Origin of the sequence: Frankia sp. QA3 (assembly GCF_000262465.1) — a bacterium.
Classification (GTDB): Bacteria; Actinomycetota; Actinomycetes; order Frankiales; family Frankiaceae; genus Frankia.
In genome coordinates this window covers 90,387-109,956 of the sequence record NZ_CM001489.1, presented here as the reverse complement: position 1 = coordinate 109,956, position 19,570 = coordinate 90,387, and the positions used below count along the sequence as shown (strand labels likewise).

Annotated in this window: 18 protein-coding genes; 8 read left to right on the top strand and 10 right to left on the bottom strand. The window is 73.1% G+C overall.

Annotation, left to right across the window (positions count from 1 at the left end; genetic code table 11):
* Nucleotides 1–31 precede the first annotated feature (31 nt).
* From FRAQA3DRAFT_RS00415 to FRAQA3DRAFT_RS00395, 5 genes are all read right to left on the bottom strand, one after another.
* Nucleotides 32–736, bottom strand: coding sequence for a FadR/GntR family transcriptional regulator (locus tag FRAQA3DRAFT_RS00415; RefSeq protein WP_009399169.1), 705 nt, complete (start codon nucleotides 734–736; stop codon nucleotides 32–34).
* Between the two features lie 336 nt (nucleotides 737–1,072).
* Nucleotides 1,073–1,288 (bottom strand): hypothetical protein, encoded by a 216-nt coding sequence (locus FRAQA3DRAFT_RS00410; RefSeq protein ID WP_035920382.1) that lies wholly within the window; start codon nucleotides 1,286–1,288, stop codon nucleotides 1,073–1,075.
* Nucleotides 1,285–1,734: a Zn-ribbon domain-containing OB-fold protein gene (locus FRAQA3DRAFT_RS00405; protein WP_009399168.1), complete on the bottom strand. Its 450-nt coding sequence runs from the start codon at nucleotides 1,732–1,734 to the stop codon at nucleotides 1,285–1,287. Before FRAQA3DRAFT_RS00405 ends, FRAQA3DRAFT_RS00410 begins: the two co-directional genes overlap by 4 nt.
* Entirely contained in the window at nucleotides 1,731–2,927 is a 1,197-nt protein-coding gene (locus FRAQA3DRAFT_RS00400) for a thiolase (protein WP_009399167.1), read from the bottom strand. Before FRAQA3DRAFT_RS00400 ends, FRAQA3DRAFT_RS00405 begins: the two co-directional genes overlap by 4 nt.
* Complete coding sequence (locus tag FRAQA3DRAFT_RS00395) at nucleotides 2,924–4,051, bottom strand: amidohydrolase family protein (protein ID WP_009399166.1); 1,128 nt, start codon at nucleotides 4,049–4,051, stop codon at nucleotides 2,924–2,926. Before FRAQA3DRAFT_RS00395 ends, FRAQA3DRAFT_RS00400 begins: the two co-directional genes overlap by 4 nt.
* Nucleotides 4,052–4,404: 353 nt before the next feature.
* Here FRAQA3DRAFT_RS00395 and FRAQA3DRAFT_RS00390 point away from each other — a divergent pair, with 353 nt between their 5' ends.
* A complete protein-coding gene (locus tag FRAQA3DRAFT_RS00390) occupies nucleotides 4,405–6,258 on the top strand; it encodes a class I adenylate-forming enzyme family protein (RefSeq protein WP_009399165.1) in 1,854 nt (617 codons plus the stop codon).
* A 41-nt stretch (nucleotides 6,259–6,299) separates the two neighbouring features.
* Here FRAQA3DRAFT_RS00390 and FRAQA3DRAFT_RS00385 read toward each other — a convergent pair whose 3' ends face one another.
* Entirely contained in the window at nucleotides 6,300–6,911 is a 612-nt protein-coding gene (locus tag FRAQA3DRAFT_RS00385) for a TetR/AcrR family transcriptional regulator (RefSeq protein ID WP_009399164.1), read from the bottom strand.
* Between the two features lie 211 nt (nucleotides 6,912–7,122).
* Between FRAQA3DRAFT_RS00385 and FRAQA3DRAFT_RS00380 the strand changes: the two genes are divergently transcribed.
* Both FRAQA3DRAFT_RS00380 and FRAQA3DRAFT_RS00375 read left to right on the top strand, forming a co-directional pair.
* Nucleotides 7,123–8,337 carry an acyl-CoA dehydrogenase family protein gene (locus FRAQA3DRAFT_RS00380; RefSeq protein ID WP_009399163.1) on the top strand — a complete coding sequence of 405 codons (1,215 nt, stop codon included), beginning with the start codon at nucleotides 7,123–7,125 and terminating at the stop codon, nucleotides 8,335–8,337.
* The gene (locus FRAQA3DRAFT_RS00375; protein ID WP_009399162.1) at nucleotides 8,334–9,476 is read left to right on the top strand and encodes a phosphotransferase family protein; all 1,143 of its coding nucleotides are present in this window, start codon (nucleotides 8,334–8,336) and stop codon (nucleotides 9,474–9,476) included. Before FRAQA3DRAFT_RS00380 ends, FRAQA3DRAFT_RS00375 begins: the two co-directional genes overlap by 4 nt.
* A 121-nt stretch (nucleotides 9,477–9,597) precedes the next feature.
* Here FRAQA3DRAFT_RS00375 and FRAQA3DRAFT_RS00370 read toward each other — a convergent pair whose 3' ends face one another.
* Nucleotides 9,598–10,944 (bottom strand): NtaA/DmoA family FMN-dependent monooxygenase, encoded by a 1,347-nt coding sequence (locus FRAQA3DRAFT_RS00370; RefSeq protein WP_009399161.1) that lies wholly within the window; start codon nucleotides 10,942–10,944, stop codon nucleotides 9,598–9,600.
* Nucleotides 10,945–10,994: 50 nt separating this feature from the next.
* On the bottom strand, nucleotides 10,995–12,221 hold the full coding sequence (locus FRAQA3DRAFT_RS00365) for an LLM class flavin-dependent oxidoreductase (RefSeq protein ID WP_009399160.1): 1,227 nt from the start codon (nucleotides 12,219–12,221) through the stop codon (nucleotides 10,995–10,997).
* A 525-nt stretch (nucleotides 12,222–12,746) separates the two neighbouring features.
* Between FRAQA3DRAFT_RS00365 and FRAQA3DRAFT_RS00360 the strand changes: the two genes are divergently transcribed.
* Nucleotides 12,747–13,526 carry a dienelactone hydrolase family protein gene (locus FRAQA3DRAFT_RS00360; protein ID WP_009399159.1) on the top strand — a complete coding sequence of 260 codons (780 nt, stop codon included), beginning with the start codon at nucleotides 12,747–12,749 and terminating at the stop codon, nucleotides 13,524–13,526.
* Nucleotides 13,527–14,351: 825 nt separating this feature from the next.
* Nucleotides 14,352–14,843: a carbonic anhydrase gene (locus FRAQA3DRAFT_RS00355; RefSeq protein ID WP_009399157.1), complete on the top strand. Its 492-nt coding sequence runs from the start codon at nucleotides 14,352–14,354 to the stop codon at nucleotides 14,841–14,843.
* Between the two features lie 176 nt (nucleotides 14,844–15,019).
* Here FRAQA3DRAFT_RS00355 and FRAQA3DRAFT_RS00350 read toward each other — a convergent pair whose 3' ends face one another.
* Nucleotides 15,020–15,460 (bottom strand): helix-turn-helix domain-containing protein, encoded by a 441-nt coding sequence (locus FRAQA3DRAFT_RS00350; protein ID WP_009399150.1) that lies wholly within the window; start codon nucleotides 15,458–15,460, stop codon nucleotides 15,020–15,022.
* Nucleotides 15,461–15,580: 120 nt separating this feature from the next.
* Between FRAQA3DRAFT_RS00350 and FRAQA3DRAFT_RS00345 the strand changes: the two genes are divergently transcribed.
* Both FRAQA3DRAFT_RS00345 and FRAQA3DRAFT_RS00340 read left to right on the top strand, forming a co-directional pair.
* The gene (locus FRAQA3DRAFT_RS00345) at nucleotides 15,581–16,513 is read left to right on the top strand and encodes an NADP-dependent oxidoreductase (RefSeq protein WP_009399148.1); all 933 of its coding nucleotides are present in this window, start codon (nucleotides 15,581–15,583) and stop codon (nucleotides 16,511–16,513) included.
* A gap of 114 nt (nucleotides 16,514–16,627) precedes the next feature.
* A complete protein-coding gene (locus FRAQA3DRAFT_RS00340; protein WP_009399146.1) occupies nucleotides 16,628–17,317 on the top strand; it encodes a trans-aconitate 2-methyltransferase in 690 nt (229 codons plus the stop codon).
* Between the two features lie 78 nt (nucleotides 17,318–17,395).
* On the opposite strand, the gene FRAQA3DRAFT_RS00335 is transcribed toward FRAQA3DRAFT_RS00340, so the two are convergent.
* Nucleotides 17,396–18,820 (bottom strand): N-acetylmuramoyl-L-alanine amidase, encoded by a 1,425-nt coding sequence (locus tag FRAQA3DRAFT_RS00335; protein WP_009399144.1) that lies wholly within the window; start codon nucleotides 18,818–18,820, stop codon nucleotides 17,396–17,398.
* A 282-nt stretch (nucleotides 18,821–19,102) separates the two neighbouring features.
* On the opposite strand from FRAQA3DRAFT_RS00335, the gene FRAQA3DRAFT_RS00330 reads away from it, so the two are divergent.
* The gene (locus FRAQA3DRAFT_RS00330; protein WP_009399142.1) at nucleotides 19,103–19,555 is read left to right on the top strand and encodes a ChaB family protein; all 453 of its coding nucleotides are present in this window, start codon (nucleotides 19,103–19,105) and stop codon (nucleotides 19,553–19,555) included.
* Nucleotides 19,556–19,570 lie beyond the last annotated feature (15 nt).

Below are 19,570 nucleotides of genomic sequence, written 5' to 3'. Positions count from 1 at the left end.
CCCGGAGATCCACCGGACCCCGGGGCAGGGCTCACCAGCCCAGGATGTCCTCGGGAAGGTCGCGGATGTGGCGGACCCGCGCGTCGCCGTGCCTGCGGGACAGCGCCGCCGCGGTGTCGGCGTCACCGTCGCGGACCGCCTCGGCGACCTGCCGCCACTGCTCGCAGGCCAGCGCGATGCTGTCCGGGTCCAGCAGAAGGGGCCGCGAGGTCGGGTAGCGCGACAACGAGCCGAGCACGTCCTCGAACAGCTGCAGGGTGGGGCTGCGGGCGAGCTCGGCGAGCAGGATCCCCCACTGCACCCGGGCCCGCGCGTGGTCGCGCTGGTTGCCGCCGGCGGCCTGCTCGACGAAGGTCACCAGTCGGCGGCGCTCGGCCTCGTCCGGGTTGAGCGCGGCCAACCGGGCGCATTCCGTGGTGATGAGGGTGTAGGTGGCGCTGATGTCGGCGAGGGAGGCCCGCCGGGTCCGCAGGAACACCGAGGCCACGTGGGCGACGCCGGCCGCGTCCGGCCGCTGCCCGTACAGCCCGCCGTGATGGCCGCGGCGGACGGTGAGGATCCCCTCGGCCTGCAGCAGCCGCACCGCCTGGCGCAGCGACGGCCGGCTCACCCCGAACCGGGCCAGCAGCTCGTCCTCCTGCCCCAGGTAGAGGTCACCGTCCTGGCGGCTGAGAATCTCCTCGCGCAGCACGTGGGCGACCGCCGACGCGGTGCTCACCGCGGCCACCCGCTCCATGCGCCCTCCTCCCCAAGCGTGACGTGCGCGACATAATACTTTCAGGTACCTTTGATCGGCGCGATCTCGGCGGCCGGCGGGATCGGTGCGGGCCGACCTCGGCGGCCCGGGACGCCGTCGAGCAGGCCGCACAGCAGCGGCAGCCGCGCGGTGAGGGTCGGGTCGGCCGCATCACCGCGCGGCGGAAGCCGGCGGCGGCCGAGGTGCTGACGAGCTCCCCCAGGGCGGGCACGTCGGGGATGGTCGCGATTGCGCCGATGCGCCGCCCGTCGAGGAGGTCGAGGTCGACGGACATCGACGCCTCGCCGACGACCCGGGACGAGCCGTCGGGGTCGGTCACGAGGTCCCGGGCCAGCCCACGCAGCAGCAGGGGCCGGCCACGACCTCCGGACGCAGCATGTCGACCGTCGTGGTCCGCCGCACCGACCCGGGCCGGCGCGGCGGGGTCCCCGCGGTCGGGTCATGCGTGCCGTGCCGCGGATGGGTCCGCGGCACGGCCGGCATCGCCTCGGTGAACCGCCAGTCCGCGGGCAGCGGCTGGCGGGTGCTCACCGGCCCGCGGGGGCCGCGGCCTCGGCCGCGACCCGGAACACCGGCAGCTTCCACCCGTCGGCGATCTCGATGAAGTCGACGATGAGCGGCGTCCCGATCCGGACCGCGTCCGGATCGGTGTCGATGACGTTGCTCACCAGCCGTGCGCCCGGCGCGTCGGGCAGGTCCACGACGACGGCGGCCAGGGTCAGCTCCGGCTGGCCGGGCACGCCGGTGACGATGCTGAAGCTGTACACCGTCGCCCGCCCGGACAGGGTCACCCAGTCGACGTTCTGCGACTGGCAGGTCGGACAGAACGGCGACGGCGGCAGCCGGAAGGTCCCGCAGTCGGCGCACCTCGGCGCGACCAGCCGGTTCTCCTTCGCCGCCTGCCAGAACGGCTCGGTCGCCGAGTCGGTGGTGATCTGGATGCCGGCAGGCGGCAGGGTCGTCGTCAGGGTGCTCATGCCATCCGTCCGAGGATCAGGCCGCTGACCGGCAGGGCGGCCGGCCCGCCGGTGACGAGCGCGAGCTTCGCGTCCGGCACCTGGTTGACGGCGGTGCCGCGGATCTGCTCGACGCCCTCAACGATGTGCGTCATGCCGATGACGTAGGCCTCGGAGAGCTGGCCGCCGTGCGGGTTGACCGGAATCGAGCCGCCCTTGTACCGGATCGCACCGGACTCGACGAACGGGCCGCCCTCCCCCTTCTTGCAGAAGCCATAGTCCTCGAGCTGCATGAGGACCATCGGGGTGAAATGGTCGTAGATCAGCGCCACGTCGATGTCGTCGGGGGTGATCCCGGCCCGGTCGTAGAGCCGCCTGGCGATCGGGGCGTGCCCGGAGGAGGCGAAGTACTCGTCGGGCATCCCGTACCAGGCGAACGCCCGGCCCCACTCACGCACGCCACCGTGCGCCGCCGCGACCACGCCGACCGGGGTGCGCCGCAGGTCGCGCGCCCGCTCCGCGCTGGTCGTGAGGACCGCGACGGCGCCCTCGGTCTCCAGGCAGAAGTCGAACAGACACAGCGGATCGGCGATCATCCGCGCGTTGAAGTAGTCGTCCAGCGTCAGCGGGGTACGCATGATCGCCTTGGGCCGGGTGAGCGCGTTCTCCCGGCTGGACAGGGCGATCTCGGCGAACGCCTCCCGGCGGGTGCCGTAGTCGTGCATGTGCCGCCGCGCCAGCACCGACATCAGATGCCCCGGGCCGACGAGGCCCGACGGCTGCAGGAACGAGTTCTCCGGGCTCGGCGCGACCGCGCCGAAGACCGTGCCCAGACGCTGCTTGACCTGCTGCAGCGCCATCACGGTGACGACGACGGTGGCGTCCCCGGCGAGGATCGCCGCGCGGGCCAGGCCGATCGACCCCGCCGACCCACCGCCACCCGACGTGAGCGCGGCGGAGAAGGTCACCTCGGGGATGCCGAGGGTCTCCATGAACGTGGCGGTGTCCATCGACTGGCCGTAGCCGGCACCCGCCCCCGAGTAGTAGGCGAAACCGTCGATGTCCTTGACCGACAGGCCGGCGTCCTCGCACGCGGCGATGATGGCCTTGCCCGCGAGCTCGGTGATGGTCTGCGGCGCCGAACCGCCGCGCCGGTAGTACGGCGTCGCGCCGACCCCGACGATCGCCGTGTCGAACGGACCCGATGCGCTCATGCGGCCGCCGCCACGGCCGGCTCACCGACGCCCGGGAACAGCTCGAGGAACGTGTCGATGGTGATCCGCCGGCGGACGTCGTCCGACACGCCGTCGAACAGCCCGTGCAGCGTCTCCTGGGTGTGGCCGAACGTGCCCTCCATGTGCGGGTAGTCGCTGCCCCACATGACGTTGCGGTAGCCCATGCCGGTCAGTGCGGCGACCGCGGAGGCGTCGTGCTGGAAGGAGGCGTACACCTGCGAGTACAGGATCTCCTTGGGGCTGCGCCTGAGCTTGGGCCGCACCGCCATGTGGTGCTGGCGGTAGCCCTCCGTCATCCGGTCGGCGAGGAAGGGCACCCAGGTCGCGCCGCCCTCGGCGACGAGGACCTTGAGGTTCGGGTGCCGGTCGAGCGCGCCGGAGGCGACGAGCTTCATCGCGGCCCGCTGGCCGGAGAACGTCGTCTCGGTGTAGTTCAGCACCGCGCCGCCGGGGCCGCGGTAGACGACGCCGACCTGCTCGCTGCCGATGTCGATCGGGTCGGTGCCGACGTGGAAGGCGAGCACCATGTTCGCCGCCTCCGCCGCCGCCCAGAACGGCTCCCAGGAGTCGCGGTTCCAGTCGTCGGCCAGCGGGTGCGGGGTCGTCGGCAGGAACACCGCGCGGTAGCCGAGCTCGGCGGTGCGCTCCAGCTCGGCCACCGCGTCGTCGACCCGCAGCGTGGAGACCTGCGCGGTCGGGACCAGGCGCGGCGAGACCTTCATGATCGACTCGATGGCCCAGTCGTTGCTGACCCGCAGCGCCTCCCGCAGCACCTCGGGCGTGCGAAACGACGAGCTCCACAGGCCCAGCGACGGGAACACCAGCTCGCCCCAGACGCCCTCGGTGTCGAGGTCGGCCAGGCGCAGGGTCGCGTCGCGCGCGCCGGGCGCCCGGTTGCTCTCGTCGAGGAACTCCTGGGCCTGCACGTTCGGGAGCTTGCGGCGGAACGACTGGCCGTCGACGTAGACGGTCTCGTACCTGCCGTCGGGGTCCTTCACCGCCCTCGGCACGAGCTCGGCCAGCCGCGGCGGCAGGCTCGACCGCCACAGGTCGTCGGGCTCCAGGAAGTGCGAGTCGCCGGAGTTCGCCCAGATCTTTGCCATGTCGTCCTGCCTCCGCATGGGTGCGCCACGAGACGGGTGCCCGTCGCTCGAGTCGCGCGCTGTCACCGGAACTCGGTGGCAACAACGACGGCGACCCGGATGACCTAGTTAGTTTAGATACCTGAAAGAACTGTGTGCAAGTGCCAGCCCGACCGGTCGCGCCAAGCTCCGACTCCGCAACATGACCGTCCCGCCGGGGATGCGCGTCGAGGCGGTGCTCGGCGGTGGCAGCCGGTCGTCGCATCGACACGGGGGGAGGTGCACCCGCGACGACTACGCACACTCCTAGTGAACTAGGTATATCTTCCTTGGATGTGGCGGCCGCCATACTCTCGCCGACCCGAGGAGCGCCGGTGAACCTGGAGAACGCGGGTCCTGCCCACCTGGTCGAACCGGCCACGACCGTCGGGGCACCTTCGGCCACCGACCCGCCGACGGCAGGCGCGGCGGCGCCACGGTCGCTCGCCCCGGTCCGGCCGCTGCCCGAGATCGCACCGCTCTCGCTCGCCGAGCTGCTACACCTGGGCGCGGCGGAGCATCCGGATACCCGGCTGGTCTTCCGCGGTCCGGCCGACACGCTCACCACGGACCTGGCCACGCTGCACGAGCGGGCAGCCCGGGTGGCCGGCGGCCTGGCGGCCCGCGGGATCGGCCCGGCAGACGTCGTCGCGCTGCAGCTGACCAGCCGGGTGGAGAGCGCGATCGCGCACGCCGCGGTGCTGTTACGCGGGGCGGTGCTGCTGCCGATCGTCCCCATCTACGGGATCCGCGAGGTCTCCTTCATCCTGCGGCAGTCGGGGGCTAGCGCGATCATCCTGCCGGCACAGCGGGCGGCGGAGATCGCCGAGCTGCGCGGGGCGCCCGACGGGCTGGCGGCCCTGCGTCACATCGTCGCCGTCGCCGACAGCACCGGCTCGCCGTCCGGTACCCCGACCGCCCCCGCCCTGGCCGACACTGCCCTGGCCGACACCTCCCCGGCCGACACCTCCCCGGCCGACACTGCCCTGGCCGACACCTCCCCGGCCGACACCTCCCCGGCCGACACTGCCCTGGCCGACACCGTGCCGTGGCGCGAGCTCGAACTGGCCCCGCCGCTGGCGCCGTGCGCCCGGCCGCTCGACGAGGTCGCCGTGCTCGTCTACACCTCGGGGACGACCGCCGCGCCCAAGGGCGTCACCCACACCCACCGCTCGGTCGCCGCGGAGGTCGCCTCGCTGCGCAGCCTGCGAGCGGGCCAGCCCGACTTCGGCTATCTCGACCTGTTCCCACCCGGCCACATCGCCGGACTGAGCGTGCTGCTGCGGACCCTCGTCGACGGGCTGCCGACCGTCTTCCTCGAACGGTTCGATGCGGCGGAGGCGATCGAGCTCGTCCATGCCCACGGCGTGACCGCGTCCGCCGGCGTGCCGTTTCACCTGACCGCGCTGCTGGACGCGGCGCAGCGGGACGGCCGCGGCCTCGGCCCCCTGCGCGACTTCCTCGTCGGCGGAGCCAGTGTGTCCCCCGCGCTCGTCGAGCGGGCCGAGCACGCCGGCGTCAGCGCCTACCGCGCCTACGGTTCCAGCGAGCACCCGACGATCAGCTCGGGCAGCGCGGCCGACCCGCTCGCCAGGCGGGCCGCCACGGACGGTCGGGTGATGCCGGGCAGCGCGGTCCGCATCCTCGACCCCGCCGGTCACGACCTCGGCCTCGGCGAGGAGGGCGAGATCGTCACCCGGGGCCCGGAGCAGTTCGCCGGCTACCGCGATCCGGCGCTCGACGCGACCGCGTTCACCGCCGACGGCTGGCTGCGCACCGGCGACATCGGCCGGGTCGACGCCGACGGCTACCTCACGATCACCGATCGCATCAAGGACATCATCGTCCGCAACGGGGAGAACGTCTCCTCGAAGGAGGTCGAGGACCTGCTCATGACGCACCCGGCCGTCGCGGAGGCGGCCGCCGTGGCCGAACCGGACGACCGCACCGGCGAGCGGGTCTGCGTCTTCGTCCTGCCACGCCCGGGCTCGGTCCTCGACCTCGACGGGGTGCGGGCGCACTTCGCCGCCGCCGGCGCCGCGAAGCAGAAGACCCCGGAACGACTCGTGATCGTCACCGACCTGCCGCGGACCGCGGCGGGCAAGGTCCGCAAGCACGAGCTGCGCGCGGACCTGCACGCCGGCGGAGCCCACCACCTCGCCGGGACGGGCGGACCGGCGGACGGCTGATGCGAGGCAGGCCGAGGGGTGGCATGCCCGCGACGCGGCGGTCAGCCGGCCGCGCCGACCAGGGTGAGGGCGAACCGGCCGTAGGTGTAGACGATCTCGTCCTCGCTCAGGTCGCCGTCCTCGCGGTACCAGGCGGCCACCCCCATCCCGAGGTCGAGCAGGGCGTAGGAGGCGAGCTTGACCGAGGCCACGTGGAACCGGGAGGCGGCGACCCCCTCCTCGATGAGTCCGCGGATGAGCCGCTCGTAGCTGCTGCGCCGGGCGACGACCACCGCCCGGTTGACCTCGTCGAGACTGCGGATCTCCCGGTTGCCGACGAACGCCTCCAGCCGGTGGCGGGTGTGGAAGCGCACGTGGGCCTCCACGGCGCGGCGCAGCCGGTCCGCGACGTCGTCGACGCCGGCGACGGCGAGGGCGTGGACGTCGTGCAGGTTGTCCATCGCGTCGAGCATGATCGCGACGAGCAGGTCCTGCTTGGAGCTCACGTGCTTGTACAGGCTCGGACCCCGGATGCCGACCGCCGCGCCGATCTCGGTCGTGGTCGTGGCCTCGTAGCCGCGTTCGGCGAACAGCTTCAGCGCGGCGTCGCGGATCGCCCGCCCGCGTGGGGTGAGCTGCGGCCGCGCGAGCACCGCCCTGTCCGATCCACTCATGCATCCTCGCCCACGAGAACCGCCGCGACTACGAGCTGGTAGCCACGGGCATGCGGACCGCTCCCCGCACCACACCCATGCTAGCAGGCATGATTTTCCCCTAAGGCTGGCGGATCGCCGCCACCCCTGCTATCAAGGCTACTGAGCATTAGCCTTTCCAGCCGACCCGTCCAGTCGAGGGCCGGCGCTCGCACCGAGGCGGGAGTTCGTGATGGCCATTGATTTTTCGCAGCCGCCGGAGGTCGTCGACCTCGTCGAACGCACGGCTGCCTTCGTCCGCGACGTCGTGATCCCGCAGGAGGAGCGGTACGCCGGGGTGGTCTCGGCCGGCGGGGAGGCGCTGCGCGCGCGGCTGCAGGCGGCGGCCCGCGACGCCGGGCTGTTCGCCCCGCACGTCTCCCGGGAGTACGGCGGCCTCGGGCTCGGCATGACAGCGCGGGCGCCCGTGTTCGAGGCCGCCGGCTACTCCTTGTTCGGGCCGCTGGCGCTGAACTGCTCCGCGCCCGACGAGGGCAACATGCACATGCTCGAAATCATCGCGACCGACGAGCAGAAGGAGCGGTACCTGCGCCCCCTCGCGAGCGGCGAGGTCCGGTCCTTCTTCGCGATGACGGAGCCGGCGCCCGGGGCCGGCTCGGATCCGGCGGCGCTGTCGACGACCGCCGTCCGGGTCGACGACGGCTGGCGCATCGACGGCCACAAGTGGTTCTCCACCGGCGCGGACGGCGCGGCCTACGCGATCTGCTTCGCCCGGACCTCCGGCAAGGTCGGCACCGTGGGCGGCGCGACCATGTTCCTCGTCGACGCCGACAACCCCGGTCTGAAGGTCGTCCGGCACATCGACACCCTCGACCAGGCCATGATCGGCGGCCACTGCGAAGTGATCTTCGACAACTGCGTGGTGCCGGACTCGGCGATCCTCGGCGAGCTCGACCAGGGCTTCGCGTACGCGCAGGTGCGCCTCGGCCCCGCCCGGATGACGCATTGCATGCGCTGGCTCGGCATCGCCCGCCGGGCCCAGGACATCGCCATCGACCGGGTCGCCGAGCGCCGCCTGTTCGGCTCGAAGCTCGTCGAGCTCGGCATGGTCCAACAGATGATCGCCGATTCGGAGATCGACATCGCCGCCTCCCGCAGCCTCGTCCTGCAGGCCTGCTGGGAGCTCGACCAGGGGCTGCGCGCGGCGCAGTCCACCGCGATGACCAAGACCTTCGTCGCCGAGGCGGTCTGGCGGGTCGTCGACCGGGCGATCCAGATCTGCGGCGCCGCCGGCGTCTCCGGCGAGCTGCTGCTGGGCCGCTACCTCAACGAGGTCCGTGCCTTCCGCATCTACGACGGGCCGTCGGAGACCCATCGCTGGGCGCTCGCCCGGCGCGCGGTCAAGGAGCGGCTGAAGGCGACCGGCGCCCTGGAGTCGGCGTCGTGACCCCGCTCGACCCGCCGCCCACCGCCGTCCCCGGGCCGACCACGGCCCCCGCGCCAACCGCCGCCGGGGGTGCCGACAGCGGTGCCGACAGCGGTGCCGACACGGGCGCCGGGCAGGAGGGGCTGGTCTCCCCGCCGGGCCTGGATCTGGCGGCGCTGTCCGCCTACCTCGACGCCACCGTCCCCGGCCGGTCCGGGCCGCTGCGGGCCACGCTGCTCAGCGGCGGCCGGTCGAACCTGACCTACCACGTGTGGGACGACGCCGCGCACTGGGCGCTGCGCCGGCCCCCGCTGGGTAACCTGACGCCCTCGGCGCACGACATGCGGCGCGAGTACCGGGTGGTGGCCGCGCTGCGCGAGACCCCGATCCCGGTGGCCGAGGCGGTCGCCTACTGCGACGACCCCGCCGTGCTCGGGGTGCCGTTCGCGATGGTCTCCCTGGTCGACGGGGTGGTCCTGCGCAGCCGGGCGGACCTTGCCCCCTACTCCGACGCCGACGTGCGCCGCTGCGCCGAGAACCTGCTGCGCACCCTCGCCCGGCTGCACGCCGTGGACCACCGCGCCGTCGGGCTGGAGAAGTTCGGCCGGCCCGAGGGCTACCTGCGCCGCCAGGTGGACCGCTGGCGGGGGCAGTGGGAGCGGGTGCGGACCCGGCCACTGCCGGACCTCGACGCGCTGCACGCCCGGCTGGACGCCGCGGTGCCGGCGGAGAGCGACGCGTCGATCGTGCACGGCGACGCCCGCATCGACAACTTCGTGCTGGACCCGGACGACATCGGCGCCGTGCGGGCCCTGCTGGACTGGGAGATGGCGACCCTCGGCGACCCGCTGGCCGATCTGGGTCTCACCATCGTCTACCGCGACCCGGACTTCGATCCGGTGCTCGGCGGCTCGGCCGCCGCGGCGAGCGACCGGATGCCCGGCGGGGACGAGATGATCGAGATCTATGCCCGCGAGTCCGGCCGGGACATCGTGAACATGGACTTCTACCTGGCGCTCGGCTACTTCAAGCTGGTGGTGATCGCCGAGGGCATCCACGCCCGGCATCTCGCCGGCAACACCGTCGGAGAGGGTTTCGACCTCGTCGGCCAGGCCGTGCCGGCGCTCGCCGCGGGCGGGCTGCGCGCACTCGCCGACTGAACCGACCCGAGCCGGGGTTGGCCCCTGTCGGAGCCGGCCCCGGCCGAGGGCGTCGGCTGGCGCGGCCCTCGTCTCCAGCCGGCGCCCTCGTCTCCAGCCGGCGCCCTCGTCTCCAGCCGGCTCAGCCGGGCAGTTCCAGGCCGAGATGCTCGCGCAGGGTCGTGCCGGTGTACTCGGCGCGGAAGACGCCGCGCTCCTGCAGCAGCGGTACGACCTGGTCGGCGAACTCGTCCAGCCCGCCCGGGACGATGTGCGGGACGAGGATGAAGCCGTCGCTGGCGTCCTCCTGGACGAACCTGTTGATCGTCTCGGCGACCGTGGCGGCCGAGCCGATGAAGGACTGCCGCCCCGTGACCTCGATGACCACCTCGCGCAGCGAGAGCTTCTTCGCCTCGCCCAGCTCGCGCCAGCGACGCGCCGTGGCCAGCCGGTCGTCGAACATCCGCACGCTGGCCCGTCCCTTGGAGATCGTGTTCTCCCCCGGCAGCGGGTCGACCTCGGGGACCGGCCCGTCCGGGTCGTAGGCCGACAGGTCGCGGTTCCACAGCTGCTCGGCGAACAGGATCGCCGTCGCCCCGCTGACCTGCTGGTGGCGGATCACCTCGGCCCGCTCGCGCGCCTCGGCGTCGGTGTCACCGAGGACGAACGTCGCCGCCGGCAGGACCACGAGCTGGTCGGGCCGGCGGCCGAACTTCGCGAGCCGGCCCTTGATGTCGGCGTAGAACGCCTGACCGTCCTCGAACGTGCTGTGCCGGCTGAAGATCGCGTCCGCCGAGGAGGCGGCGAACTCCCGGCCGGCGTCGGAGTCGCCGGCCTGGAAGATCACCGGCCGGCCCTGCGGGCTGCGCGGCACGTTGAACTGCCCGCTGATGTCGAAGAAGCTGTCGTGATGCGCGAACGCGCCCGGCCGCGGCTCGCCCAGGAACTGCCCGGTGTCCTTGTCGGCGACGATCTCGTCGCCGCGCCAGGAGTCGAACAGCTCCCAGGCCGTGTGCAGGAAGCGCCGGGCCCGCTCGTAGCGATCCTGCTCCGCGAGGTAGCCACCGCGGCGGAAGTTCTCCCCGGTGAAGGCGTCCCAGGACGTGACGACGTTCCAGGCGGCCCGGCCCGCGGAGAGGTGATCGAGGCTGGCGAACTGCCGCGCGACCTCGTAGGGCTCGTTGAACGTGGAGTTGATGGTGCCGGCGAGCCCGAGCCGTTCGGTGACCGCGGCCAGCGCGGCCAGCACGGTGAACGTGTCTGGCCGGCCGACGACGTCCAGGTCGTGGATGCGGCCGTTCTGCTCGCGCAGGCGCAGACCCTCGGCGAGGAAGAAGAAGTCGAACTTGGCACGCTCGGCCGCGCGGGCGAGGTGGGCGAACGAGCTGAACTCGATCTGGCTGCCCGCCGCGGGGTCGCTCCACACCGTCGTGTTGTTCACCCCGGGGAAGTGCGCCGCCAGGTGGATCTGCTTGGTCGGCCTGCTCATGGAGGTCCTCCGCTGTTGTGTGCAGGGCTGCCGGCTCTGCCGGCGGCGGGCTAGACGGCGGCGGTGGAGCCGGCGGCGGCTGCGGCGTAGCGGTTGGCGGGTCGGGGCAGGCCGAGCAGGCCCCGCAGCGTGGCGGCCTCGTAGGCGGTGCGGAACGCCCCGCGGGACTGCAGTTCGCCGACGAGCCCCCGGGTGATGCCCTCCAGGTCATGCGGGATGGTCGCCGGACGCAGCCGGTAGCCCGACAGCCCGGCCGCCTGCCAGTCGAGCAGGAGATCGGCGAGCTCCCCGGGGGTCCCGGCGACGATGAGCGCGTCGCTGCCCTGGGGTGCGCCGGCCCGCTCGTCGAGCCGGGCACGGTTGTCGGCGGCCTGCGCCGTCGAGTCGGCGAGGTGGACGACCAGATCGGCGAACACGTGCACGGTCTCGTCGCCCCGGCCGGCCGCGGCCTGCTCGGCCCGGACCTCCTCGACGATCCGGCGGGCGTCGTCGGCGTCGCGGGGCGTCACGTAGACGACGTCGCCCTGGCGCGCCCCGAGTCGGTAGGGCACCGTGCCGTGACCGAGGACCGTGACCAGCGGCTGGCCCTGCGGCGGGCGGGGCACGATCGAGGGTCCGCGCACGCTGAACCAGCGTCCCTCGAAGTCGATGTAGTGCAGCTTGTCCCGGTCGACGAACCGACCGGTGGCGACGTCGCGAATCTCGGCGTCGTCCTCCCAGCTGTCCCAGAGCCTGCGGACGACCTCGACATAGTCGGCCGCCTCGTCGAACAGTTCGGTGATCAGCGCGACGACCTCGGGCCGGTCCAGGTCCGCGGCCGTGATCCCGGGAATCTGCCGCCGGCCGAACAGGTCCGCCTCGGCCCCGCCGCTGCCGGCCCTGACCCGGACCCCGGCCCGCCCCGAGCTGACGTAGTCCAGCGTCGCGATGGCCTTGGAGATGTGGAAGGGCTCGGTGTGGCCGGCGATGATCGACGGTACGAGACCGATACGCGAGGTCAGCGGGGCGACGCGAGCGGCGATGAGCACGGCGTCGAGCCGACCGCGAACCCGATCGGTCCGTGCGTCCGGGCCGTCGAGCCGGTCCGACTGCAGGCCGAGGGAGTCCTCGATCGTGACGAAGTCGAGCAGGCCGCGCTCGGCCTCCTGGACCAGGTCGGTCCAGTACCGGGCGTCGAGCAGTTCCGCGGTGCGCGCGCGCGGCTCCCGCCAGGCTGCCGGATGCCAGCCGGCCCCGTCCAGCGCGAGGGCGAGGTGCAGTGGTGGGCGGGGGGTCATCGGGCGCAATCCTGCACGGGACGCAACGGGCACTCCTCGGATGGTGGGAACCGGCTGACGAACGGCGGGCGCAGGGCTTTCGAGCTACGGGCGCGGGGCGTGGGGCGTGGGCTGCGGGCAGTCGGCCCGCGGAGGTTGGTTCGGGGACGATGGGTCCGGTGAGCGAACATCGTCGCCGGTCCCCCGGCTGGCAGTCCGGACACCCCGCGCGGACGGATCCCGGCTCAGGCGGGAATGCCGGGTTACCTCAGCATCAACGACAGCGGCTGGATTCGGCGCGGCCGAAATCGATGCAGCGCCGGCACGTCAACAGCGGCGAGGTGCGCACACTTTTCACTCTGGGTAAGTCGGCTTTCCTCGGTCAAGAGCACATAATGTGACCTGCAGCACAGCACGTTCAACCATGGCGTTCGCCGGGCGTTCCGCCTTCCGCCGCGACGGCCGGCCCGGGACGACCAACCCTGCGAACGCCGCGAAGCGCGGTACCGTGTCGCCCGCGCGGCCGGTGGACGAGGAGTGGGTATCGTGACCACGGTCGATTTGTCTGGATTCGCCGATGTTCTGAGCATCTCCCCGGACCTCAGCGCGTACCTGGCCCGACCGGCCGCCGTGGACCCGGTCCCGGCCGCGGGTGGCGCGCCGCCCACGAAGGGACACCTGCGTCCCGGTGTGATCGTGCTGCACGAGGCGTGGGGCCTGGACGAGACGGTGCGCGCGATTGCCGACCGTCTCGCCGGCCTCGGCTACCTCGCCCTCGCCCCGGACCTGTTCAGCGCGGGCGGCGCCCGCCGCTGCCTGGTGGCGACGGTGCGGGCGATGTCCTCCGGGCACGGACGGGCGTTCGACGACATCGAGGCGGCACGGCGGTGGCTGACCGCCCTGCCGGCATGCAACGGAAAGGTGGGCGTGGTCGGCTTCTGCCTCGGCGGCGGCCTCGCCCTGCTCAGCGCGGGCCGGGGCTTCGAGGTCGCGGCGGTCAACTACGGCCCGCTCCCCCGTGAGCTCGACGCCCCGTTGCGGGCGGCGTGCCCGGTGGTGGCCAGCTACGGCGGGCGGGACCGCACCCTGCGCGGCGCCGCCGGGCGGCTTGCCGCGGCGTTGGACCGGGCCGGCGTCCCGCATGACGTCAAGGAGTATCCGACGGCCGGGCACGCGTTCCTCAGCGCCCGGCCCGACGGCACCCCGAGCGGCCCGCGGGTCCTGCACCCGGTGCTGCGCGCCGCCGGGATCGGCCCCGAACCGGTCGCCGCCGCCGACGCCTGGGTCCGGATCGAACGATTCCTCGCGGAGCATCTCGGCTCCTGAAACCGCGACGGGACCGCGAGCCGACTCCTCGCCGGTCGCTCAGGCTCCATGACCGGCGGGTTTGTTCAGTCCCGCAATAGAGATGTGACATGGGTCACTTATCCCTGCAGTTGGCGGAACGGTGTCCGCCGTGTTTCGGTTCGTACATGCCGACTTCGCCCCTGCTGGTGCACAGGCGGCACATCGACCTGCTGCTCGTCTCCTCCGCCATCTGTCCCGCCGGCCGCTCGGCTCCCCTCGGCTGACCCGCGCCGGTCCACGGGCACCGGCGCACCGGCCCGTCGGGCGCAGCCCGGCCGGATTGCTGCCTGAAGCCGCGTGCGGATGCGCTCGTCTGGGCGGGCGTCCCGCGTTCGCGAGGCATCCCGTGCGGACCTGCGGTGCACGGCGGATCCGCCGGACCCGTGGAGAGCCCGCGAGGGAACGCTTCCCATCCGGCGGGGGGGGTTGTCCGCCCGGCAGGCTCTCGGTACCCGGAGCTCTCCCCCGTCCGATGATCCTCCGTGCGCGGCGGAGCCCTGCCGTGTTGTGCCCACCGCGGCCATGGGCACGACCATGACGGACGAGTACCAGGCCACGTCCACGTCACGGCCCGGCACCAATCCAGCGTTGTGCAGACCTGTCCCAGGCACCGCCCCGTCAGGCCACGTCGAGAACCCGGTCCCGGTCCCTGCCCCGTCCCCGCCCAGCCGCCGACGCGCCGACCCCCGGCACGCGCCGACGCCTCGGGCCCGGACACGTGCTCCACGCAATGCCGTCCACTTCCGTCGCGGCACCACCGCCAGCCATGCGGCAGGCCGCCCGAAATCCGTCTGGAGCAACGAGATGACCGTCACCGACGACCTACTCGGCAACGCCACCCGGTACGCCCACGACTTCACCGCCGGAGACCTGCCGCTGCCCCCGAAGCTGAGGGTCGCGGTCGTGGCCTGCATGGACGCCCGACTGAACGTCTACGGCCTGCTGGGCCTGACCGAGGGCGACGCGCACGTCATCCGCAACGCGGGCGGGGCGGTGACCGACGACGAGATCCGGTCGCTCGCCATCAGCCAGCGGCTGCTGGGGACCCAGGAGATCATCCTCATTCACCACACCGACTGCGGCATGCTCACGTTCACCGACGAGGCGTTCAAGGCACAGATCGCCAGCGAGACGGGGATCCGGCCGCCGTGGGCCGTCGAGACGTTCACGAATCTGGAGGACGACATCCGGCAGTCGATCGCCCGGATCACGGCCAGCCCCTTCATCCCGCACAAGGACTCGGTCCGCGGGTTCGTCTACTCGGTCGAGAAGGGCACCCTCGCCGAGGTGCGCTGAGCGCACCGGTACCAGGGCCGCCGCCCGGCCGCGCGGGGCGAACCCGCCGCCCGGGCGGCGCGCCGCCAGCCCGACACACGACCGACCCGGCACACCTCACGGTAGTCACGCCGCCCACCCGGCGCGTCCTGGACCCCCTCTCCCCAGGGCTGGCATCGTGCGAGAAGCCCCGCCGCCTACGCCGCCGACCCGGCCGTCACCGCCGTCGGCTCCCGCGCCGCGGTGCGGATGTCGTACGCCTGCTCTGCCGCGCGGATCGCGTCCACGTTGCTCTCGGCCCAGGCTTTGAGGGGTGTGATCAGGGGATAGAGATCACGGCCGAGTGCCGTCAGCTCGTAGTCGACGCGGACGGGAACCGACGCGGTGACCGTCCGGTCGACCAGCCCGCTGCGCTCCAACGTCCGCAGGGTCTGGGTGAGCATCTTCGGGCTGACTCCGGCGATCTCCGTCTTCAGCTCGCCGTAGCGGCGCGGTCCCGCCGAGACCGCGGCCAGGACCAGGCCGACCCACTTGTCGCTGAGCATCTCGAACACCTTGCGGGACGGGCAGGCCGCCATGAAGGCGTCGTAGGCCACTTTCGCCTCGGCCCGCCGCTGCGCGGCCGTCCGGGTAGCCATCAGGACTCCTCCAGGGAACTAGGGCACTCTCAGGTAACTACTACCTCAAGGGTACTCACGCCCGTAGCGTTCGGACCACCGCCGCGGCACCCGCCGCGGCACCGAACCGGAGGACATCCGATGCGAGCGCTCACGATCCCCGCCTACGGCGAGACCAGCCCGCTGACCCTGACGGAGCTTCCGACGCCGGAACCGGGTCCCGGGGAGGTCCGGGTCCGGGTCGAGGCCGCGGGGGTGAACCCGGTCGACCCCTTCATCCGCTCCGGCGGTTTCGCCGCGATGTCCACCCAGCAGCTGCCGCAGGTGGTGGCCGGGTGGGAGCTCGCGGGTGTGGTCGAGGCGCTCGGTGCGGGAGTCACGGGATGGCCGGTCGGCACGGCGGTCGTGGCCCTGATCGACTGGGTCGGGGCGCCAGGCGGGACCCACGCCGAGCAGGTCGTGCTGCCCGCCGACCTGCTCGCCGCGCGCCCGGACGCGGTGGCTCCCGCGCTCGCGGCGACCGTTCCGCTCAACGCGCTCACGGCGCATCAGGCGGTGACGGAGCTGCACCAGGCGGCGGGTGCCACCGTCCTCGTCACCGGGGCGGCCGGGGCCGTGGGCGCCTTCGCCGTCCAGTTCGCCGCCGGTACCGGAGTGCGAGTCGTGGCGCTCGCCGGGCCCGAGGACGAGCAGACGGTCCGTCGGCTGGGCGCGGAGATCTTCGTCGCCCGCAACGACGAACCAGCCGCTGCACTGCGCGCGGCACTCCCCGACGGGGTGGACGGCGTCGTCGATGCCGCTCTGCTCGGCGAGTCGATCATTGACCTGGTCCGGCCCGGCGGCACCTTCGTCGGTCTCACCCCGCACTCGACTCCGTCGCCGCGGCCCGGGGTGGCGACCCATTCGCTGAACGTCCACGGGGACGGCCGGACGCTCGCCACGATCATGGACGCGATCGCGCGAGGCGAGCTGGCGGTCCGTGAGGTGGAGACCTACTCCGCCGCCGAGGGAGCCAGCGCGTACGCCCGGCTGGCCAAGAGCGGCCGGCGAACGGGCCTCAGCCTCGTGTTCTGAGCACCGGGTAGCACTCGCCCCCGCCGGCGTCGGCGCCAGGGCCGGCGGGGGGCACGTACCGCGGCTGCGGCGGATCGGCTGCGGGCGAGGCGAGCCAGGCCGTACCCTGACCCAATGAGTGAGACAGCAATCTCATATTCTGAGACACCTATCTGGGATCCTGCCACCTACGACGCGGAGCGCCGCCGCCTCGTCCCCTCGTTCGACCTGCTGTACGGATCGGTCGGCGAACTGGTGGCCCGGCTCGGCGGGACCCGGCCCAGGGTGCTCGACCTCGGCGCGGGAACCGGACTGCTGGCCGCCGCCGTGGCCGCCGCGGTGCCCGGAGTCCGGCTGCACCTGTTCGACGGCGCCGCGCCCATGCTCGCAAAGGCGCGAGCCCGGCTGTCCGCGGAACACGTCGAGGCCGTCACCGTCGCGGACCTCTCCTCCGCGCTGCCGCCTGGGCCCTACGACGCCGTCGTCTCCGCGCTCGCCATCCATCACCTCGACGATCCCGGCAAGCGGGACCTGTTCGCCCGGGTGCACTCCGCGCTGCGTCCGGGCGGGCTCTTCGTGAACCTGGAGCAGGTCGACGGGCCGACCCCGGCGCTCACCCGGCAGTACGAGGACATGCACGAGCGGCATGCGCGCGCGGCAGGCTCGGACGACGCCGAATGGCAGGGCGCCCTGGGCCGGATGGCCTTCGACCGCTGCGCCCCGCTCGCCGACCAGCTCACCTGGCTGGCCGAGGCCCGCTTCGACCCGGTCGACTGCGTCGTCAAGAACGGCCGGTTCGCCGTCTACGCCGGCTGGCGTGCCTGACCCTTCGACCGGGCCGCCCGCCCCCTCCCCACCGGCCGGGCGGCCTGCTCTCGACTCGCGGCGCCGGACCCGGTCGGCTCACAGGAGCGCTTGGGCCACCTCCAGGCGAACGGTGTCCAGCGCCGTGTACAGGGCCGCCCCAGGGCATTCGGTGGCCATCCAGTCGCGATGTCCGCTGATCGCCGACACCCGGCGTTGGGCGCCGCTGACCGGATTGACGTAGTCGATGCTGCCGACGGGGTTCAGGCGGTGGGCACCGGAGAGCGCCTGCAACACCAGCACGAGCGAGCGGCGCGCGGCGGCCGTCGGGGCCCGGGTCCGGTGGTCGCCGAGCAGCGCGACACCGACGTTGCCGGCGTTGAATCCGCCGACGTGCGCGCCGGTGACCACCTGGCCGTCCGGACGGTGGCCGGGGACGCTGTCGGTCCCGGACCAACGTCCCTCATAGAGGGTGCCCGCCTCGTCGATGAGGAAGTGGTAGCCGATGTCCGCCCAGCCGCGCTCCACCGTGTGGAAGTGGTAGATCGCCCGCACGGTCGCGGCGGGGTCCGGATCGTCGTTCGGCGTCACGGTGTGGTGCACGGTGATCACCTGTCCTGGATGGTAGGTCGTCCGCCAGGGCTGACCGGTGGCGGGGTCGAGCCGCAGCGACTCATCAGCGCCCCAGGCCGCCCGGGGCAGGTAAAGCAGGCCGAGGGCCGACGGCGCGGACCCGGTGGGCGTGGTTGGAGTCGTGGATGCGGGCGCCGGGACGGTCTGAGCTGCCGGCAGGGGCCCGGCCGCCGGGGCAGATTCTGCTGCCGCGGCGGCGAGGGAGGCGCGTCGTGACCGTGGCACCGCTCGAGCCCGTGCCGGACTCCTCGGCGCCGCGGCCGCGGCGGACAGTCCGGCCATGGCGGCAAGGGCGGCCTGTGCCGTCACGGCCGGGACGGTCAGTCGCCGGCGCGGCCCGGACGTCGTGTTCAGCGCCGTGACGGCGACCCCGGAGGCGCCCGGTGGTACCCGGAGCTCGTAACCGGTGGCAGTCCGGGCTCCCATCAGGACCGCATGCGCGGATGGGGCGCCGGACGTCCGGTCGTCCCGCTCGGCGGGGCAACCGACGGCCAGTGGGCTCCACGCGCCGTATTCGCCGTTCGCCCGCCGCAGGCGGATCGCGGCACCCCCGCTGTCGGGCCCGACTGCCAGACCCGAGCCTGAGCCGCCACCGGGACCGCTCCAGCGGACGGCCACATAGCCGATGCGAAAGGCGGCGGTAGCCGGACCCGTTCCCCTCGACGTGGCGCTCAGCGTCCGCGGGATGAACACCACCCGGGTATGCGCCGGGCCCATCGGACCCGCGGCGGGCGCCGCGGCCAGCCCGCCGACGGAGCTCGCCGCTACCGGCTGGGCGGCGAATCCCATCGCCGCCCAGCCCCCGACTCCGGCACCGGCAAGGCCGAGGACCCTGCGCCGGGAGAGCGGAGCCGGGTAGAGGAAGCGGCGGGGCGGATCAGCGGCGGGCATGGCGTCCTCCGGTTCACGTGGTCGGGTCAGCGGGCACGCTACGGCAATCAGAGCATCACCCTGCGTATCGAAGCGCCGGCCGGTCCGAGCCAGGCCACGTGGTCTGCGGGATTACCCCGGCCGGGATGCCGGGAGGCCCAGATCTGGCCGGGCGTGGATGCGACCTGTTCGGCGGCGCGGGCCAGCGCCGGGGACCGAAAAGTCCCCCGGATTCGGGTCATTGAGTCGGTGCGCCGCGGGAAGGCCGTCCCCATCGGCAAAACCCTTCGGGAGGGGAGTGCCATGGCCGTAAGGAAGCGGGAGAACCGCAAAGCGCAGGCCGACCGGATGCGCGCCGAGGTGCCGTCGACGATCGCCCGCTCGGATGACAAGGCCGTGCGGACCTGGAAGAAGACCCACGACTCCGCGGTCGGGACGTATGGCGAGGGCCAGCGCGCCCATCGTGCGGCCTTCGCCGCCCTCAAGCACACCCACGAGAAGGTCGGCGACCACTGGGAGCCGAAGGCGCGGCCGGGGCCCTCGGACGCGCACGCCGCCAAGGGGCCGCCCGACTCCCTGGCCGGCGGGCCGACGGCGGAGGGTGTGGACGCGAACGCATCCATCGCGCACCTACGCGCGATCGCCCGCGAGCTGGACATCCCAGGCCGGTCGAAGATGTCGAAGAGCGAACTCGTCGGCGCGGTGCAGAAGGCCAACCGTCGCCAGACGGCGCAGGCTCGCGGGTCCAGCCGGTAACGCCGGACCACGAGG